Origin of the sequence: Ferrigenium sp. UT5, from assembly GCF_045866295.1 — a bacterium.
Lineage (GTDB): Bacteria > Pseudomonadota > Gammaproteobacteria > Burkholderiales > Gallionellaceae > Sideroxyarcus.
The window spans coordinates 23082-41628 of the sequence record NZ_BAAFRY010000012.1 but is presented as its reverse complement, the minus strand read 5'-3'; the positions used below and the strand labels follow the sequence as shown (position 1 = coordinate 41628).

Here is an 18547-nt window from a genome sequence, read left to right as displayed (position 1 = left end):
CGATGATGGCCTTCACCGACTGGACGGGGCTGTCCGGGCTGGCGCTGGTGTGGCTGTCGCTGGCCGTGCGCCTGCCCTTCGTGCGGCGCTTGGCACCGTTGCGCCGTGCATTTTTCTGCGTGGGACTCTACGTGCTGGTGATGATGCCCGTGTTCGGCCTGTCGCTGGCGGGCTGGTTGCGCGGCATGGTGGGCGACTTGAGCCTGACCAGCGTGTTGCTGCTGGCCAGTGCGCTCATCGCGCGCCTGAACCCGGCGGCGGGCAGCCTTGGGGACGTGCGGGAACGCACTGCATTGCTGGCATTCCTGAGCGTGATGGCGCTGCTGCTGTATCCGTTCGCACTGGGCCTGGGGCCGCTCGATCCCTATCGTTCCGGTTTCGGCAGCATTGGCCTGATCGTGATGCTGGCACTGCTCGCGTTGTGGGCGATGCGGCGCGGGTTCACCCTGTTGCCGTTGGCCATCGCCCTCGCGGTTACCGGCTGGAGCCTGGCCTGGTACGAATCGACCAACCTGTGGGACTACCTGTTGGACGCGCCGCTGGCGCTGTACGCGCTGGGGGCGACCCTGAAAATAGGGCTGCAAAGCGCATGGAGGAAACGTGCATAAACTGACCCGCAACGACTATCGCACGCTCCTGCTTTCCGCGCTGGGGGGCGTGCTCGAGTTTTACGATTTCGTGATCTTCATCTTCTTTGCGGTCGTCATCTCGCAACTGTTCTTTCCGCCCGACATGCCGGACTGGCTGCGCCAGGCGCAGACCTTCGGCATCTTCGCCGCCGGTTATCTGGCGCGGCCGCTGGGCGGCATCATCATGGCGCACTTCGGCGACCTGTTCGGACGCAAGCGCATGTTCATGCTGAGCGTGCTGCTGATGGCGCTGCCGACGCTGCTGATCGGCCTGCTGCCGACCTATGCCGTGCTCGGCATCTGGGCGCCGCTGCTGTTGCTGTTGCTGCGCATGCTGCAGGGTGCGGCCATCGGCGGCGAGATTCCCGGTGCCTGGGTCTTCGTGGCGGAACATGTGCCGCCACGCCATGTCGGCTTCGCCTGCGGCACGCTGACCGCCGGACTCACTGGCGGCATCCTGCTGGGCTCGCTGGTGGCGATGGCCGTCACCCGCAGTTATACGCCGGACGAATTGCTGGCGGGCGGCTGGCGCGTGCCGTTCATCCTCGGCGGCGCGTTCGGCTTGCTGGCGGTATGGCTGCGCCAGTATTTGCAGGAGACACCGGTGTTCAAGGAACTCCAGGCGCGGCGGCAACTGGCGGACGAAATGCCGCTGAAGACCGTGGTGCGCGCGCACCGCCCGGCGATCGTGCTGACCATGCTGCTGACCTGGCTGCTCTCCGCCGCCGTGGTGGTGATGATTCTGATGACGCCGACGCTGGTGCAGAAGCTCTTCGCCGTTCCCGCCGCCGTCGCCCTGGAGGCCAACAGCTACGCCACGCTGGCGCTGACTCTGGGCTGCATCGTGTTCGGCGCGCTGGCCGACCGCTTCGGCGCCGGGCGCGTGCTGGCGCTGGGCTGCATCGCGCTGGGAGCAACGTCGTGGTTGTTCTACCGGCAGATGGCGCTTGCCCCACAGCACATCAATGCCCTGTATGCCCTGTCCGGCTTCTGCGTCGGCGTCATCGGCATCGTGCCCGGCGCAGCGGTACAACTGTTTCCGCCGGCGGTGCGTTTCTCCGGCCTGTCCTTTTCCTACAATCTCGCCTATGCCGTGTTCGGCGGCCTGACGCCGGTGCTGGTCAGCCTGCTGCTGCCGGTAGTTGGAGCCAACATGCCGGCCTGGTACGTCATGGCCTTGAGCGCGGTGGGTGTGGCGACCGGCTACGCGCTGATGCGCCGCCGCAGGGGGCATTTGTGAGAGAATGCGCACCTTCACAAGAGCGCGTCACGCGCCTGATGCGGATGGGGGAATTCCTTGGATAGTCTGAAAAAGATGCTCGCGCCGGACATGGCCGCGGTCGATGCGGTGATCCGTGCGCGCCTGCATTCCGAAGTGGCGCTGGTCAGCCAGGTCGGCGAATACATCATCGACGGTGGCGGCAAACGCCTGCGTCCGGCCTTGGTGCTGCTGGCGGCACAGGCCTTCGGTTACCGCGGCACGCATCATCACGAGCTGGCGGCGGTGGTCGAATTCATCCACACGGCGACCCTGCTGCATGACGACGTGGTGGACGAATCCGACCTGCGGCGCGGGCGCGAGACGGCCAACGCGCTGTTCGGCAACGCGGCCAGCGTGCTGGTCGGAGACTTCCTCTACTCGCGTGCGTTCCAGATGATGGTGGGCGTGGGCGAGATGCGCGTGATGCAGGTCTTGTCCGATGCCACCAACATCATCGCCGAGGGCGAAGTGCTGCAACTGCTCAACTGCCACGATGCCGATGTGGACGTGGCGAACTACATGCGCGTCATCCACTGCAAGACCGCCAAGCTGTTCGAGGCGGCGATGCGCCTGGGTGCCATTCTGGGGCAGGCATCGGCGGCGGACGAAGCGGCGGCGGCGAAATACGGCATGCACCTCGGCACCGCGTTTCAGCTGATCGACGATGTGCTGGACTATTCCGCGAATGAGGCGGAGACCGGCAAGCATCTCGGCGACGATCTGGCCGAAGGCAAGCCCACGCTGCCCCTGATCCATGCCATGCAGCACGGCACGCCGGCACAGGCCGCCGTGGTGCGCAACGCCATCGAACAGGGTGATATCGCCAAGCTGGCGGAAGTGCAGGCAATCATTCTCGCCACCGGGGCGCTCGAATTCACGCGGCAACGGGCAGTGCAGGAAGCCGAGGCGGCCTGCGCCGCGATTTCTGCATTTAGGGATACGCAATTCAAGCGCGCTCTGTTAGAATTGCCCCACTTTGCCGCCACGCGGCAATTTTAGTTTCATCGGAGTGTAGCTCAGCCTGGTAGAGCACTGCGTTCGGGACGCAGGGGTCGGAGGTTCGAATCCTCTCACTCCGACCATTTCTGGTCGGATTTTTCGATTGCCCCATTTGTTCCTGCCAAGCAAAGCCATGCCGTTAAGGCGGCAAATGTTTACTTCAAACGCTTCAACAGCCTTTCGTGTATCCCGCCAAACCCGCCGTTGCTCATCACCAGGATGTGATCCCCGGTTTCCGCGACCTTGGCGATGGCCTCAATGAGTTCATTGAGATCATCCTTCACCACCGCCTTGTCGCCCAGCGGCGCGAGCGCGCCGCGCGCATCCCAGCCTAGATTGCCGGCATAGCAGAAGGTCAGGTCTGCATCTTTCAGACTGTCCGGAAGCGCAGCTTTCATCACGCCCAGCTTCATGGTGTTGGAGCGTGGTTCCAGTACGGCGAGGATGCGTGCCTTGCCCACCTTGCGCCGCAGTCCGGCAACGGTCGTGTCGATGGCGGTGGGGTGGTGCGCAAAGTCGTCATACACCGTGATGCCGCGAACCGTGCCGCGCACTTCCATGCGGCGTTTCACGTTCTTGAATTCGGCCAGTGCAGCCAGTCCTTGCGTAACGGGTACGCCCGCGTGGCGCGCAGCGGCGAGTGCGGCCAAGGCGTTCATGCGGTTGTGTTCGCCCATCAGCTCCCATTGCAGCGCGCCTTGTACTTGGCCATCGAAGTAAACATTTTCCTCTTCATCAATTTGCCAGCCTTTCCCCCACCCCGCCCCTCCCCCGGCGGGAGAGGGAGTAGAAGCGGCAAAGCCAAAGGTCTCCACCGGCGTCCAGCAGCCGCGTGCAATAACGCGCGCCAACGATGCCTCGCGGCCGTTGCATACCACCAGCCCGTTGCCGGGCACGGTGCGCACCAGATGGTGGAACTGGGTTTCAATGGCGATCAAATCGGGAAAAATATCGGCATGGTCGAATTCGAGGTTGTTCAGCACCGCAGTGCGCGGGTGGTAGTGCACGAACTTGGAACGCTTGTCGAAGAAGGCGGTGTCGTATTCGTCGGCCTCAATGACAAAGAATCCCCCACCCCCAGCCCCTCCCCCGGCAGGAGAGGGGAGGCGCGCCGAAATGCCGAAATTCTGTGGTACGCCGCCGATGAGGAAGCCGGGGTTCAGCCCCGCGTGTTCAAGGATCCAGGCCAGCATCGAGGCGGTGGTGGTCTTGCCGTGCGTGCCCGCCACGCCCAGCACCCATTTGTCGTGCAGGATGTTTTGCGCCAGCCATTGCGGGCCAGAGACGTAGGGCAGGTTGCGGTTCAGTATCTCTTCCATCAGCGGGTTGCCGCGCGACACCACGTTGCCAATCACGAATATGTCCGGCTTCAGGTCGAGCTGTTCCGTGCCCCATCCTTCGATGAGTTCGATCCCCTGTACTTCGAGCTGCGTGCTCATCGGCGGATAGACGTTGGCATCGCACCCCGTGACGCGATAGCCCGCCTGTTTGGCGATGGCGGCAATGCCGCCCATGAAGGTGCCGCAGATACCAAGAATATGGATGTGTTTTGGTTGGCTCATTTTTAATTTACCCGTTGCCAATTGTAGGAGCGCGCCCTGCGCGCGATTGCAAATGTTCGCGCGCAGGGCGCGATCCTACACCCGGAAATTTACGTCCTGAAAATGAAATACACCGCACCCATCAGGCACAGCCCCGCCCATAGATAATCCAGCTTCAGCGGCTGGTTCATGTACATCACCGCGAACGGCACGAAGATGGTCAATGTGATGACCTCCTGCAATATCTTCAGTTGCCCGAGTGAAAGCTGGGTATAGCCGATGCGGTTGGCGGGCACCTGGATCAGATATTCGAACAGCGCGATGCCCCAGCTTGCCAGCGCCGCGACATACCAGGGCGAGGAAGCAAAATTCTTCAGGTGTCCGTACCAGGCGAAGGTCATGAACAGGTTGGACACGGCCAGCATCAGCGCGGTGATCAGGAGCGGATTCGAAATCAGGTTCATTTTCGTTGCATGACGGTCGCGGACGATGGCGCGCATTGTGGCGCAATTGCCTGCGGTCAGCCAGCGCCTCCAGGGCAGGTATAATCGCGCCATGGCCGTCCCGATTTTCTCCATTCCCGTCGAAATTAGCGCTGACTCCCCGTGCATCGGCCATTGCACGACCGTGCTGGGCGACGAAGTTTGCCGCAGTTGCCTGCGCACTTTCGACGAGATCACACGCTGGGTGGAGATGAACGAAACGGAACGGCGCGCGGTCAACTGGCGCATTGCCCTGCTCGCCAAACCGCATTCGTCAATTTGATTACCGGAACCCCGTCTGTGCGGGGATAAATAATTTATGGATATCCTGCTGTTGCTCAAAGCCACGATTCTCGGCATCGTCGAAGGCCTGACCGAATTCCTGCCCATTTCCTCGACCGGACATTTGATCCTCGTTGGCGACTTGCTGGATTTCAACGACGAGCGCGGCAAGGTGTTCGAGATCGTCATCCAGTTCGCCGCCATTCTGGCGGTTTGCTGGGAATACCGCGCCAAGCTGGGTTCGGTCACATCCGGGCTGCTGCAAAAACAGGAGGCGGCGCAACGCTTTACCCTGAATTTGTTCATCGCGTTCCTGCCGCTGGCGATTCTCGGGCTGCTGTTCGGCAAAGCGATCAAGGCGCACCTGTTCTCCCCCGTTCCGGTCGCACTCGCGTTCATCGTCGGCGGTCTCGTCATTCTGTGGGCGGAAAAACGGCAGCACTCGGAACGCATCCAAAGCGTGGACGACATGCACTGGAAAGACGCGCTGAAGATGGGTTTGGCACAGGCGCTGGCGCTGATCCCCGGCACTTCGCGTTCCGGCTCGACCATCATCGGCGGTTTGTTCTTCGGACTGTCGCGCAAGGCGGCGACCGAATTCTCGTTTTTTCTCGCCATCCCCACCCTGACGGCCGCCACGATCTACGAGGTGGTGAAATACCGGCACGACTTCCACGCGGACGACCTCGGCATTTTCCTGGTCGGCTCCGTTGCCTCTTTCGTCAGCGCCTTCATCGCCGTGCGCGGGCTGCTACGCTACATCAGCCGCCACGACTTTACCGTGTTCGCGTGGTACCGCATCGTGTTCGGCCTGATCGTGCTGGCTACCGCCTACAGCGGTGCCGTGAACTGGTCGGCGGCGTAATGAGCAAGTGTTGCTTGCTGATTGCTGCTAACGGTCACGGCAGAGAAACCGGCCCACAAACCCAATGGCGCACCCTGTGGGTCGGGTTTTAACCCGACACGTCGGACTGAAGTCCGACCCACAAAAGCTTTGATAGGTGTCTGCGCTGGCCCAGTTCCACTAGCTTTGCTCCCACGGCAGTCCGGCCGCACGCCACCCGTTCAAGATATTGCGCTGATTGCCGGGGTTCTTGTCGCCCTCGAATCCTTCGAGGATGTTGTAGCAATCGGCAAAGCCTGCCTGGGTGGCGAGGGCCGCCGCCGCATGGGAACGATGCCCGCTGCGGCAAAGGAAAAGCAGCAAAGATTCCTTGTCCACCTGCTGTTCCAGGGCGGCCATGAAATTGGGGTTCGGCTTCATGCCGGGATAACCCATCCACTCGATTTCGACCGCGCCTGGAACGCGTCCGACCCAATCGATTTCGGCGCGGGTCCGTACATCCACCAGTTTCGCACCGGGCGCTGTCTGCCAGATTTCATAGGCTTCTTCAGGGGTGAGCGCGCCTTCGTAGGGCAAATTTGCTTCTTTGGCGCGAAGTTGTGCGGATTTCAATATTGCGGTGATTTTTCCCATTTTTTATGACCTGTCTTTAATCTCATCGATGTCCGGTGCTATCCTGCACACCCGTCTGCATACTATCGCATCGTCGATGAAAAATCACACGCACGCACCGGCGCACGATCGCGTGGCCGCGTTCGAACCTGCGCATCCGCTGCGCTTTGCTGCGGCACGCAAAAGCACGTGGGTCAGCATCCTGATTAACCTGACCTTGTCCATTCTGCAAGTGCTGGCCGGTTTCTTCGGCAAGTCGCAATCGCTGATGGCGGACGGTCTGCATTCTTTCGCCGATTTGTTGTCCGACGTGCTGGTGTTGTTCGCCAACCGCCACGGCAACAAGCACGCGGATGCCAATCATCCCTACGGGCACGCGCGCATCGAGACAGCGGCTTCGCTAATCCTCGGCGCCAGCCTGGCGGCGCTCGGTGTCGGCCTGCTCATCGCCACGGGCATGCGCCTGCAGCATCCGGAACAGATCCATGCCGTCCATCCCTATACGCTGTGGGTTGCGCTGATTGCGCTCGCCGCAAAGGAAGGCATGTTCCGCTACATGCTGGCGGTGGCAAAACGCGTGCGTTCGCAGATGCTGGTGGCGAATGCGTGGCACGCGCGTTCCGACGCCGCGTCGTCGCTGGTGGTCATCGTGGGCATCATCGGCAACCTGCTGGGCTATACCTTTCTTGATCTGGTCGCGGCCGGCGTGGTCGGCGTGATGATTGCCTACATGGGCATCCAGTTCGCGCGCGATGCCCTTCTGGAACTGGTGGATACCGGGCTGGACGAGGACGAAGTGCGCGCCATCCGCAACACCCTGAAAGCGGTACCCGGCGTGATGGGCCTGCATGAATTGCGCACCCGCAAGATGGCGGATAATGCGCTGGTCGATGCGCACATCATCGTCGATCCCCGCATCAGCGTGTCGGAGGGACACTACATCGCCGAGGCGGCGCGCAGTGCGGTGCTGAAACAGCACCATGTCCTGGATGTGATGGTGCACATCGATCCGGAAGACGACCTGCAGACCAAACCCAATGCCCGTCTCCCGCAGCGCCACCTGTTGCTGGCGCATCTGTACAAACGCCTCGGTTACGAGCTGCCCGCTTCCACCCGTATCGTGCTGCACTATCTGGACGGCAAGGTGGATGCGGACCTGTTGCTGGATGCAGACCTCGATTTGGCTGCTCTAAAGAAACAATGTGCCGCTATCGCGGCGGACGACCCGTATTTTCGCCGTCTGACGCTCTACCGGAGTGTCGCACCAGATTAGTGCGTCAAGAGCCTGCTGTGCCCCATTTATGGGCGATCGTCCGCCCGCCACGGCCGCTTAAATATGGCACAATGCGCGCCTGAACTTGTTTGGCCGTGGTGGCACAGTTTCTGCTCAAGCCATTGCGTACTATTTACCTGGTTCGTTTCATCTAACTCATGTTGATTTAATTTATTGGGAGATTCGAGTATGTCCAAAACAGCCGCCGACGTTCTGAAGATGATCAAGGAGCAAGGCATCAAATTCGTTGATCTGCGTTTTACCGACACCCGCGGCAAGGAGCAGCACGTGGGCATGCCGGTCAGTGCGGTCGATATGAGCAAATTCGAGGAAGGCCACGCCTTCGATGGCTCATCCATCGCTGGCTGGAAAGGGATTCAGGCATCCGACATGCTGCTGATGCCGGATCCTGACTCTGTCTATCTCGATCCCTTTTTCGAAGAACCCACCCTAGTCATGACCTGCGACGTGATCGAACCCACCGACGGCAAGGGCTATGACCGTGACCCGCGCTCCATCGCCAAACGCGCAGAGGCTTATCTGAAATCGACCGGCATCGGCGACACCGCCTTTTTCGGTCCGGAACCCGAATTTTTCATCTTTGATTCGGTGCAGTGGCATGTCGATATGTCGGGCTGCTCGCTCAAGATCAATTCCGAAGAAGCGGCCTGGTCGTCCGGCGAAAGTTTCGAAGGTGGCAACACCGGACACCGCCCGATGGTGAAGGGCGGCTATTTCCCGGTTCCGCCGGTGGATAGCCTGAACGACATCCGCGCCGCAATGGTCCTCGCGCTGGAAGAAATCGGCATCCCGGTCGAAGTCCATCACCACGAGGTCGCGACTGCGGGCCAGTGCGAGCTGGGCACCAAGTTCACCACGCTGGTGAAGCGCGCAGACTGGACCCAGACCCTGAAATATGTGGTGCAAAACGTGGCCCACCAATATGGCAAGACGGCCACTTTCATGCCCAAGCCCATCGTCGGAGACAACGGTTCCGGCATGCACGTGCACCAGTCGCTCTGGAAGGACGGCAAGAACACGTTTGCCGGCAACGGTTATGCCGGCCTGTCCGAAACCGCGCTGTACTACATCGGCGGCGTCATCAAGCACGCCAAGGCGCTGAATGCGATCACCAATCCGAGCACCAACTCGTACAAACGTCTGGTCCCGCACTATGAAGCGCCGGTGAAAATGGCCTATTCGGCAAAAAACCGTTCCGCGTCCATCCGCATTCCGCACGTGGCGAGCGATAAGGCGCGCCGCGTCGAGACACGCTTCCCGGATCCGACCGCGAATCCTTATCTGTGTTTCTCCGCGCTGATGATGGCCGGTCTGGATGGCATCCAGAACAAGATTCACCCCGGCGATCCGGCTGACAAGAACCTGTACGACTTGCCGCCGGAAGAGGATGCCAAGATCCCAACCGTGTGTGCTTCGCTGGATGAAGCACTGGCCGCGCTGGACAAGGATCGCGAGTTTCTGACCCGTGGCGGCGTGTTCTCCAACGACTTCCTCGATGCCTTCATCGAGTTGAAGATGGACGAAGTGAACAAGATCCGCATGACTACCCATCCGGTCGAGTTCGACATGTACTACAGCCTCTGATTTTCCGGGGGGTGTTGCAGAAACGGAGCCCGCGCGGCTCCGTTTCTTTTTGTGGTTTGTCACCTGTCCAGCCTTAACCTATACTCCACCCCATCCTGTTTCGAGGTCTGACCATGAAACTGCTTCCCCTGTCGATCCTGTGCTGCACGCTTGCGTTCAGTGCCATCGCGCATGCGGAAATCTACAAACACGTGGGCAAGGACGGGCGCGTGACCTATTCGAGCGAGCCGGTCAAGGGCGCGCGCAAACTTCAGCTTGATCCCCTGAACACCATGCCCGCTTCCAAAGCCAGGACACGCGAGACGTCCAGCGAATTCGCGCGCGTGGATAAGGAAACGCAAAACCAGCGGGACGACCGACGCCGCAAGATCCTCGAAGATGAACTATCCAGCGAACAAGCGGCCCTGCAGGCGGCACGCGAAAAGCTGCAGGTAGCGCAGGACACCCCCATGGTCTATCAGAACGCCAATGGACAAACGTTCCGCAACGTCGCCCAGTATGAAGAAAACGTTCGTCTCGCGCAGGAAGCAGTGAAGGCTCACGAAGAAAACATCAAGGCGCTGCAGACTGAACTGGCAAACCTCAAGTAAAACCGGGTTGGCATGTTTTCTGCTGCTGTCCCCGACATGAACCGCCTGCCCCTTAACAACACCCCCGTTCCCGGTCTGGAAACCCTGGCGACTGCCGTCATGTTGCTGGACGAGCAGTCGCGCATCGTCTTCCTCAACCCGGCCGCCGAGCACCTGTTCGAGATCAGCCATAGCAATCTGCTGGGCCACCCTTTGCAGTCCGCATTTACCCTCGCCGACCAGCTTTTCAGTGCGATCCGGTCGGCACTGGCCAACCACGCCAGCCATATCGAACACGATCTGACTTTGGGAACGCACACCCTCGGCCACAAGTTGCACCTGAGTTGCACCGTGACCCCGCTGCAACTGCCTCCCTATGCACTGCTGCTGGAATTCCACGCCATCGAGCGCCCGCTCAAACTGGCGCGCGAGGAGCAGATGCACGACCAGACCCAGGCCAACCGTCTGCTGTTGCGGAATCTGGCGCACGAAATCAAGAATCCACTGGGCGGAATCCGCGGCGCGGCCCAGTTGCTGGAACAGGAATTGGAGCGGCCTGCTCTGCGCGAATACACCCAGGTCGTGATTCAGGAAGCAGACCGCCTGCGGACGTTGATGGAAAAACTGCTCACGCCGCAACAGGCGCCCCATTTCAGTGCACTCAACATCCATGAAGTGCTCGAACGGGTACGCAGTGTCGTAATGGCCGAAATGCCGGAGGAGTTGCTGATCCAGCGCGATTACGATTTGAGTCTGCCGGAACTGGACGGCGACAAGGAACAACTGATCCAGGTCGTGCTCAACATCGTGCGCAATGCGGCACAGGCCATGCAAGGCAAAGGCAGGATCATTTTACGCACCCGCATCGCGCGCCAGGTGACGTTGATGAAAAAACGCCATCGCCTGGCGATTGCCGTGCAGATCATCGACAACGGCCCCGGTATTCCGCGCCATCTGCACGACACGATATTTTATCCGCTGGTCTCCGGTCGCGCCGACGGCCATGGTCTGGGGCTGACCTTGGCACAGGATTTCGTCAGCCGCCATCAGGGCAGCATCGAATTTGAAAGCGAGCCCGGGCGCACCTGCTTTACGGTCATGCTCCCGCTCAATCCTTTGGAAAATAAATCATGAGCAAACCTGTCTGGATCATTGACGACGACCGCTCCATCCGCTGGGTGCTGGAAAAAGCCCTCGCGCGCGAGGAGATCGAATACAAGAGCTTCGCTTCGGCCGACGAGGCCTTGGCAGATCTGCCGCACGGCCTGCCGCGGATGGTCATCAGCGATATCCGCATGCCGGGCCGCTCCGGACTTGACCTGCTGCAGACGTTGCGCCGTGACCATCCCGCGCTGCCGGTCATCATCATGACTGCATATTCCGACCTGGAAAGCGCGGTGTCCTCGTTCCAGGGCGGCGCATTCGAATATCTGCCCAAGCCATTCGACGTGAACCACGCCGTGGAACTGATCCGCCGTGCACTCGCACACAGCCAGCGCAAACAGAGTGAGGGCATGGACATCACCGAAGCGCCGGACATCCTCGGCCACGCCCCGGCGATGCAGGAGGTGTTCCGCGCCATCGGCCGCCTCGCCGCTTCCAACGCAACCGTGCTCATCAACGGCGAATCGGGCACCGGCAAAGAACTGGTCGCGCAAGCACTGCACCGCCACAGCGCGCGCGCCAACAAGCCCTTTGTCGCCATCAACACCGCCGCCATTCCGAAGGACCTGCTGGAGTCGGAGCTGTTCGGCCACGAGAAGGGAGCGTTCACCGGCGCCAATACCACGCGCCACGGCCGCTTTGAACAAGCCGAGGGCGGCACGCTGTTCCTCGACGAGATCGGCGATATGCCGGCCGAGTTGCAGACGCGTCTGTTGCGTGTGCTGTCGGATGGGAATTATTACCGCGTCGGCGGCCATCAGCCGATCAAGGCCAATGTGCGCATCATCGCCGCCACGCACCAGAATCTGGATGAGCGGGTGAAGCAGGGATTGTTCCGTGAAGACCTGTTCCACCGTCTCAACGTCATCCGCCTGCGCCTGCCGCCGTTGCGCGAGCGGCGCGAAGACATCCCGCTGCTGGCCAAACATTTCCTGCAAAAGAGCGCGAAGGAGCTGGGCGTGGAGCAGAAGACCTTGAGCGAGGCCGCGCTGAATTATCTTGCCGCGCAGGACATACCCGGCAACGTGCGCCAACTGGAGAACCTGTGCCACTGGCTCACCGTGATGACGCCGACGCAACAGGTCGAGATCGCCGACCTGCCCGCAGAATGGCGCGAGGGCTCGCCCGCCGCCGTTTCGGCGGGGGACTGGCGCGCGCTGCTGGCACAACAGACGGCGTTCGCGCTACAGCGCGGCGAGCCGCACATCCTCGATACGCTGTCCAAGGAATTCGAGCGCACCCTCATCACCCAGGCCTTGCAGCACACCGGCGGGCGTCGGATCGAAGCCGCAACCCTGCTCGGCATGGGGCGCAACACGCTGACACGGAAGATTCAAGAACTTGGCCTGGACGATACCGGTGCAGCTTGAAATGTGGGTCGGGTTTTAACCCGACAGAGAACTGCAAAATATCGACCAAGTCGGGTTAAAACCCGACCCACAAATTCACCTCAACGCTTCAGAAATTTTGTATCGGTTGGCGACTTCCCTCCAACCTCGCCCGCTTTGTTCTGCTTCTGACGGTTCTTGCGCTCGTCCGCAAAACGAAAACGCCCCGCCAGCACGCAGCCTTTCATGCCGATGTCACAAGGCCGATTCAGTACCTTCTGGCACTTGCCATCCAGCTCGTGCGGACAGCCCCAGCCGCCCACGGCATCAGGCTTTCTTGACGAATTCGGATTTCAGCGACATGGAACCGATGCCGTCGATCTTGCAGTCGATGTCGTGGTCGCCATCCACCAGACGGATGTTCTTCACTTTGGTGCCGACCTTAACCACCGAAGACGAGCCCTTGATCTTCAGGTCCTTGATGACTGTGATGGTGTCGCCGTCATTCAGAACCGTGCCGAAGGCATCCTTGAACACCTTCTTTTCTTCGACTGCCTCGGCAGCGACCTTGGGCCATTCGTGTGCGCACTCGGGGCAGACGTAGTTATCGCCGTCTTCGTAGGTGAAAGAGGAGTTACATTTTGGGCACAGCGGTAAATCTGACATAATATTTCCTGTTAAACGAATGTTTTTGGTGGTGATCGGTTCGAACTTGGATTTCTCAGCCACACTTGATTCAAGCCAAAGCATTGGCAGATTCAGTTCAATTTCTTGGCGGCCTTTTTCGTTATGGGCCTGGATTGGACCGCTTCAGATGCAGTGCTTCTCTTTCTTAAGGCAGTCTTGGGTTTCGCCGCCGCTTTTGCTTGGGTGGTCTTGGGCACGGCTTTCTTTGTTGCCGGCTTTTTCGCGCCCCTGGCTTTGCCTGTCCCACCTTTCGCGGCTTTGGCGGCGATCAATTCCAGTGCTTCTTCCAGTGTCACGGCTTCCGGGGTTACATCCTTGGGTAAGGTAGCGTTCACTTTGCCGTGGCGTGCGTAAGGGCCGTAGCGACCGCTGCAGATTTCCACGGGAGTTTTGTCATCAGGATGCTCACCCAGCGTGCGCAACACGGTGTTGCCGCTGGTTTTGGCTTGCGCCAGCAGTTCCACGGCGCGGTCTAGCGCGATGTCGAAGATGTTGTCGGTGCGCGGGATGGATTTGAACTTGCCGTCATGCCCGATGTAGGGGCCGAAGCGACCGATGTTGACGATGACCTTCTTGCCGGATTCCGGGTGCAGACCTAGGTCGCGCGGCAAGGAAAGCAGCTTCAGGGCATGGGAGAGATCGGCTTGTTCCAGCGGCAATTCCTTGGGCCAGGACACGCGTTTGGGCTTGGCTTTCTCGCCCTCCACCACTTCGCCTAGCTGCACGTAAGGGCCGTAAGGGCCGCGCAACAGCAGCACCAACTGTTGGGTCTCGGGGTGTTTGCCCAATTCTTTGCGCGCTTCGCCCGCATCCTCTTCGCCGCCCAGGCTGCGAGTGAAATCGCACTCGGGGTAGCCGGTGCAACCGATGAAACTGCCGCGCTTGCCGAGACGTTTGGACAGGGGTTTGCCGCACTTGGGGCAGGCCTCTTCCAATATCTCGGTGCCGGGACGATCGACGTCTTTTTTATCGACGATGAGCTGGTTGAAGCCCTTCCAGAAGGCATCGAGAACGGGGATCCAATCGCGCTTGCCCTCGGACACCTCGTCCAGTTCATCTTCCAAGTTCGCGGTGAAACCGTAGTCCACATAGCGCGTGAAATGTTCGGTCAGGAACTTGATCACGACGCGGCCCACGTCGGTGGGCATGAAGCGTTTCTTGTCCAGCGTGGCGTATTCGCGCGCCTGCAGCGTGGAGATGATGGTGGCGTAGGTGGAAGGACGGCCGATGCCATGCTCCTCAAGTGTTTTCACCAGACTGGCTTCGGAGTAGCGTGGCGGAGGCTGGGTAAAGTGCTGCTCACCGTAAAGTTTATCCAACGGTAGAACGTCACCTTCGTTGAGAGGCGGCAATTTTGCGCTGTCTTCTTCCTCGGCGTCGTCCACGTCTTCCATGTACACGCCGATAAAACCGGGGAACACCAAAGTCTGGCCGGAAGCACGGAATAGCGTGTCGTCGCTGGAGAGACGGATATCGACGCTGACGGTGTCGAAGCGCGCGGGCGCCATCTGGCATGCCAGCGTGCGCTTCCACACCATTTCGTACAGGCGCATCTGGTCAATGTTCAAGTGGTCGCGCAGGCTGTCCGGTGTGCGCAGGATGGAAGTCGGGCGAATCGCCTCGTGTGCTTCCTGTGCGTTTTTGGACTTGCTTTTGTACAGCGGCTGTTTGGCGGGCAAATACTCGCCGTCGAAGGTGTCCTTGATGTACTGCCGTATTTCGGCGACGGCCTCGTTTGCCAGATTCACCGAGTCGGTACGCATGTAGGTGATGAGGCCGACCGTCTGGCCGCCAATATCGACACCCTCGTACAACGACTGTGCGGTGCGCATGGTGCGCTCGGAAGTCATTCCCAGCTTGCGCACCGCTTCCTGCTGCAGGGTTGAGGTGGTGAACGGCGCGGATGGGCTGCGCTGTTTGCCCTTTTTCTCCACGCGCACCACTTTGGGCGGCAACTTGGCGCCAGCGAGCTTGGCGTGAATGGCGTCATAGTCAGCTTTTCCGGCAATTGTCAGCTGTTCCAGCTTTTTGCCTTGGAATTGGAACAATTTTGCGGTAAATGGAATTTTGTTTTTCTGGCTGTCCAGATGCACCGTCCAGTATTCCTGCGACTTGAACTTCTCAATTTCCAGCTCGCGCTCGACAATCAGCCGCAACGCCGGGCTTTGCACGCGGCCGGCAGAAAGGCCCGGACGAATCTTGCGCCACAGCAGCGGCGACAGGTTGAAGCCCACCAGATAGTCCAGCGCGCGCCGCGCCTGTTGCGCATTCACCAGCGGCATCGCAATCTCGCGCGGGTGCGCGACCGCTTCCTGCACTGCCGATTGCGTGATTTCGTAGAACACCACGCGCTTCATGGTTTTGCCTTTGAGTGCGCGCTTACCTTTCAGCAATTCCGAGATATGCCATGCGATCGCCTCACCTTCCCGATCCGGGTCGGGTGCGAGCAGGATCATATCGGCCGCAGCGGCGGCCTTGGCGATGGCATCCACATGTTTGGCGTTGCGCGCGATGGTCTCGTACTTCATCGCGAAGTTGTGCTCGACATCAACGGCGCCGTTCTTTGGCACGAGGTCGCGCACATGGCCGTACGAGGCCAACACCTCAAAATCCTTGCCCAAATATTTTTTCAGCGTCTTGGCCTTGGCTGGCGACTCGACGATCAGCAGGTTTTTTGGCATGGGCGATTAGTGGATTTGGGTGGCGTCTGCCGGGGTGAGCAAGTCTTCGATCAACAGGGGATCCAGATCGTCATGCTGATTCCAGAGCACCATCAAAGCGATCAATTTCACTTTGTCCAGGGAAAGCTTGTCGCGTCCCAAGGCCATGACACGGTCGATAATCATTTCACGCTCGATCGGAGTGATGATCTTGTTGTGTTCCAAAAAGGAGATGAAGCGCAAACCCTCCTCGCTGACGCGCTGGGCCTCGAAGCTGGTATAGCAACGCAGACCGCCTTGGTTGATGGATTCCGGGTAGGTTGCGGCAGAAAGTTCCCGTAATCCAGACAACCAGGCAAGCGCCTGATGGATGTCGTCTTCTTCAAATCCGGCCGCGCTTAACTTGGCGGAAAGCCGGTCAGATTCGGGGTAGCTGCCCGCGTCAGAGTAACTCTCGAACAAATAAATCAAAATATCGAACATGGAGGAATTCAGTTGATCCGTTGATAGCGCCCGCCGGGCAGAGTTGTAATTGCGCCTTCCAGCTCAAGTTGTAACAGGATGGCGGATAGCTCCGATATCGTCAAGCCGCTGCGCTGGGCAAGTGTTTCGCCATCGACCGGATCGAAGCCGAGATAATTGAACAAGGAATGCTGCAAGGGCTGGGAAGTCACAGCGGCTTTGGGGTGGTAACCCAGTTCTTCCAAAATATCCTGGGCACCTTCGACCAGTTTGGCGCCCTGCTTGATTAAACTGTGGCATCCCTTGGATTGGGGCGAATGGATGGAGCCGGGGATGGCAAAAACATCACGCCCCTGCTCCAGCGCCATGCGTGCGGTAATCAGCGAGCCGCTTTGCAATCCCGCTTCGACCACCAGGCAGCCGAGGCTCAAGCCGCTGATGATGCGGTTGCGGCGCGGAAAGTTTGCCGGTAAGGGCGGGGTCCCCAGCGGAAACTCTGAAATGATGCAGCCCTGTTGCGCCAGCGCGTGCGCCAGTTCGCGATTGGATGCGGGATAAACCTTGTCCAGTCCTGTTCCCACCACGGCGAGACTGGCGCCTGCCGCTTGCAGACCCCCGCGGTGGGCAGCGGCATCAATGCCTTGCGCCAGGCCGCTGATGATACAAAGACCGGATTCGGATGCGGCTCTGGCAAAAGCTTCCGCATTGCGGATACCTTGTGCCGTCGCGTTCCGGCTTCCCACGATGGCAAGGGAAGGTCGGTTGAGCAGATCGAGCCGCCCTTTGACGTATAACAACAACGGAGGATCGGGGATGTTCAGCAGCGCCTGGGGGAAATCATCGTCCGCAATAGTGAGAATGCGGTTGAGCGGGTCATCCAGCCAGTTTGCAGCCTGGGCGATGGCAGCTTCATCCAATTCTTCGCCGATGGCGCGAGCCACAGGTTGCTTGACGTAGTGTGAAAGAGAGTAAACAGATTGTTGCAGCACGGCGGTGGGTGAACCGAACGCCTGCAACAGTTTGCGCAGGCCCTCGCTGCCCAGTCCCGAAACGTGGCACAGCCTGAGCCAGTCGGTCAGGCCGGGTTCAAGCGCCATTTATTCCGGGTTGCGCGCGCTGTCGAGCAATTGCACGGGCAGCTTTGTTTCAAGCACAAGCGCATAGGAGACTTTATTGAATACCCGGAACGCCATGACCAGGCCATAACGCATATCGGGCAAGTTGATGTTGGGGGTGAACCAGCCCTTGGTTTTGAGCACCTCTCCTTTTTGATAGAGGGCGAAAACATGGCCGGCTTCAACCCCGTCACGCCGCCCCTTGTTCAGGGTGATGACAGAATACTGGCCTGCCTGCTGGACGCCGCCATAGATTGAAATGACCTTGGCTGAAATCTGATTTTGCGGCGCGTGGGGGACGAAATCCGCCGCGTATCCGGAAGCAGCCTGGGCAAAATAATCGCCCTTGTTGATTTCCAGAACGGCATTGGTGATGCGCAGGGTGCTGGGATCGCCAAATTTTTCGACGGAGGCATCGCCGAGATACAGCACTTCCTGGCCCAGTACTTCGTCAGTGTCAGGATCGACAAATTCGACATTAGGTCGATAGATCTGCCATTGCAACCCCTGGTTTGTTGGCATGTTCTGTGCGTAGGCCACATCGTTCGCTGAAAGGAGTTGGCGCTGTTCATAGGTGCCGACCAACTTGGGGGCGGATTCAAGCTCTTCGTTTTCCACCGCCAAAGGGCGTCCAAGGAACGGTCTAATCGTGTTGAGTGAAATGGCCGGAATCGCTTCTGAATTTTGTGCAACGACACGAATTTTTGGTTCGAGTTTTACCGGATCGGCAGGGGGGGGAGCGGGCGCATTGACGGTCAGCTGGCCCGTATTTCGATCGAGGTAAACCACATCGCCCGGGTAAATCCAGTGCGGGTCCTTGATGGCCTCCTTGTTCAGCGCCCAGATTTCCGGCCACTTCCACGGATCCCGGAAAAAGCGGGAAGAAATATCCCAGAGGGTGTCCCCCTTCACCACCACATAGCGGTCGGGAGCATCTTCGCGGATTTGCAGCACGTCAGCGGAGGCGAGAATGGGCAACAGGAGACAAATCAGCGATATAATCTTGCGCATGGAAAACCCCGGCAAAGTAATGG

Annotated in this window: 19 protein-coding genes and 1 tRNA gene; 11 read left to right on the top strand and 9 right to left on the bottom strand. The window is 59.7% G+C overall.

The window, feature by feature from the left end; translation table 11 throughout:
• Positions 1–2: 2 nt before the first annotated feature.
• From ACKTSJ_RS06175 to ACKTSJ_RS06160, 4 genes are all read left to right on the top strand, one after another.
• Positions 3–608: a hypothetical protein gene (locus ACKTSJ_RS06175; protein WP_407898430.1), complete on the top strand. Its 606-nt coding sequence runs from the start codon at positions 3–5 to the stop codon at positions 606–608.
• Positions 601–1869: an MFS transporter gene (locus ACKTSJ_RS06170; RefSeq protein WP_407898428.1), complete on the top strand. Its 1269-nt coding sequence runs from the start codon at positions 601–603 to the stop codon at positions 1867–1869. The genes ACKTSJ_RS06175 and ACKTSJ_RS06170 overlap by 8 nt, the downstream gene beginning before the upstream one ends.
• Before the next feature lie 57 nt (positions 1870–1926).
• The gene (gene ispB / locus ACKTSJ_RS06165) at positions 1927–2889 is read left to right on the top strand and encodes an octaprenyl diphosphate synthase (protein ID WP_407898426.1); all 963 of its coding nucleotides are present in this window, start codon (positions 1927–1929) and stop codon (positions 2887–2889) included.
• 6 nt (positions 2890–2895) lie between these two features.
• Positions 2896–2972: transfer RNA gene (locus tag ACKTSJ_RS06160), tRNA-Pro, on the top strand.
• Between the two features lie 72 nt (positions 2973–3044).
• Here ACKTSJ_RS06160 and mpl read toward each other — a convergent pair.
• On the bottom strand, positions 3045–4451 hold the full coding sequence (gene mpl / locus ACKTSJ_RS06155) for a UDP-N-acetylmuramate:L-alanyl-gamma-D-glutamyl-meso-diaminopimelate ligase (RefSeq protein WP_407898424.1): 1407 nt from the start codon (positions 4449–4451) through the stop codon (positions 3045–3047).
• 89 nt (positions 4452–4540) lie between these two features.
• Entirely contained in the window at positions 4541–4894 is a 354-nt protein-coding gene (locus ACKTSJ_RS06150) for a DMT family protein (protein ID WP_407898422.1), read from the bottom strand.
• Between the two features lie 25 nt (positions 4895–4919).
• Between ACKTSJ_RS06150 and ACKTSJ_RS06145 the strand changes: the two genes are divergently transcribed.
• Positions 4920–5195, top strand: coding sequence for a DUF1289 domain-containing protein (locus tag ACKTSJ_RS06145; protein ID WP_407898420.1), 276 nt, complete (start codon positions 4920–4922; stop codon positions 5193–5195).
• Positions 5196–5231: 36 nt separating this feature from the next.
• Complete coding sequence (locus ACKTSJ_RS06140) at positions 5232–6059, top strand: undecaprenyl-diphosphate phosphatase (protein WP_407898418.1); 828 nt, start codon at positions 5232–5234, stop codon at positions 6057–6059.
• A 159-nt stretch (positions 6060–6218) separates the two neighbouring features.
• Here ACKTSJ_RS06140 and ACKTSJ_RS06135 read toward each other — a convergent pair whose 3' ends face one another.
• Positions 6219–6671, bottom strand: coding sequence for a rhodanese-like domain-containing protein (locus ACKTSJ_RS06135; protein ID WP_407898416.1), 453 nt, complete (start codon positions 6669–6671; stop codon positions 6219–6221).
• A gap of 76 nt (positions 6672–6747) precedes the next feature.
• Between ACKTSJ_RS06135 and ACKTSJ_RS06130 the strand changes: the two genes are divergently transcribed.
• From ACKTSJ_RS06130 to ntrC, 5 genes are all read left to right on the top strand, one after another.
• Entirely contained in the window at positions 6748–7923 is a 1176-nt protein-coding gene (locus ACKTSJ_RS06130) for a cation diffusion facilitator family transporter (RefSeq protein ID WP_407898414.1), read from the top strand.
• A 189-nt stretch (positions 7924–8112) separates the two neighbouring features.
• Positions 8113–9528 (top strand): type I glutamate--ammonia ligase, encoded by a 1416-nt coding sequence (glnA, locus tag ACKTSJ_RS06125; RefSeq protein WP_407898412.1) that lies wholly within the window; start codon positions 8113–8115, stop codon positions 9526–9528.
• A gap of 113 nt (positions 9529–9641) precedes the next feature.
• On the top strand, positions 9642–10118 hold the full coding sequence (locus ACKTSJ_RS06120; protein ID WP_407898410.1) for a DUF4124 domain-containing protein: 477 nt from the start codon (positions 9642–9644) through the stop codon (positions 10116–10118).
• 36 nt (positions 10119–10154) lie between these two features.
• Complete coding sequence (gene glnL, locus ACKTSJ_RS06115; RefSeq protein ID WP_407898408.1) at positions 10155–11231, top strand: nitrogen regulation protein NR(II); 1077 nt, start codon at positions 10155–10157, stop codon at positions 11229–11231.
• Positions 11228–12631 carry a nitrogen regulation protein NR(I) gene (gene ntrC, locus ACKTSJ_RS06110; protein ID WP_407898406.1) on the top strand — a complete coding sequence of 468 codons (1404 nt, stop codon included), beginning with the start codon at positions 11228–11230 and terminating at the stop codon, positions 12629–12631. The genes glnL and ntrC overlap by 4 nt, the downstream gene beginning before the upstream one ends.
• An 80-nt stretch (positions 12632–12711) precedes the next feature.
• On the opposite strand, the gene ACKTSJ_RS06105 is transcribed toward ntrC, so the two are convergent.
• The 6 genes from ACKTSJ_RS06105 to ACKTSJ_RS06080 form a co-directional block, all read right to left on the bottom strand.
• Positions 12712–12912 carry a hypothetical protein gene (locus ACKTSJ_RS06105; protein WP_407898404.1) on the bottom strand — a complete coding sequence of 67 codons (201 nt, stop codon included), beginning with the start codon at positions 12910–12912 and terminating at the stop codon, positions 12712–12714.
• 4 nt (positions 12913–12916) lie between these two features.
• Entirely contained in the window at positions 12917–13255 is a 339-nt protein-coding gene (locus ACKTSJ_RS06100; RefSeq protein ID WP_407898402.1) for a zinc ribbon domain-containing protein YjdM, read from the bottom strand.
• Positions 13256–13347: 92 nt separating this feature from the next.
• Positions 13348–15957: a type I DNA topoisomerase gene (gene topA, locus ACKTSJ_RS06095; protein WP_407898400.1), complete on the bottom strand. Its 2610-nt coding sequence runs from the start codon at positions 15955–15957 to the stop codon at positions 13348–13350.
• A 6-nt stretch (positions 15958–15963) separates the two neighbouring features.
• Positions 15964–16419 carry a DUF494 family protein gene (locus ACKTSJ_RS06090; RefSeq protein WP_407898398.1) on the bottom strand — a complete coding sequence of 152 codons (456 nt, stop codon included), beginning with the start codon at positions 16417–16419 and terminating at the stop codon, positions 15964–15966.
• A gap of 8 nt (positions 16420–16427) precedes the next feature.
• On the bottom strand, positions 16428–17495 hold the full coding sequence (gene dprA, locus ACKTSJ_RS06085; RefSeq protein ID WP_407898396.1) for a DNA-processing protein DprA: 1068 nt from the start codon (positions 17493–17495) through the stop codon (positions 16428–16430).
• The gene (locus ACKTSJ_RS06080; protein WP_407898394.1) at positions 17496–18524 is read right to left on the bottom strand and encodes a LysM peptidoglycan-binding domain-containing protein; all 1029 of its coding nucleotides are present in this window, start codon (positions 18522–18524) and stop codon (positions 17496–17498) included.
• Positions 18525–18547 lie beyond the last annotated feature (23 nt).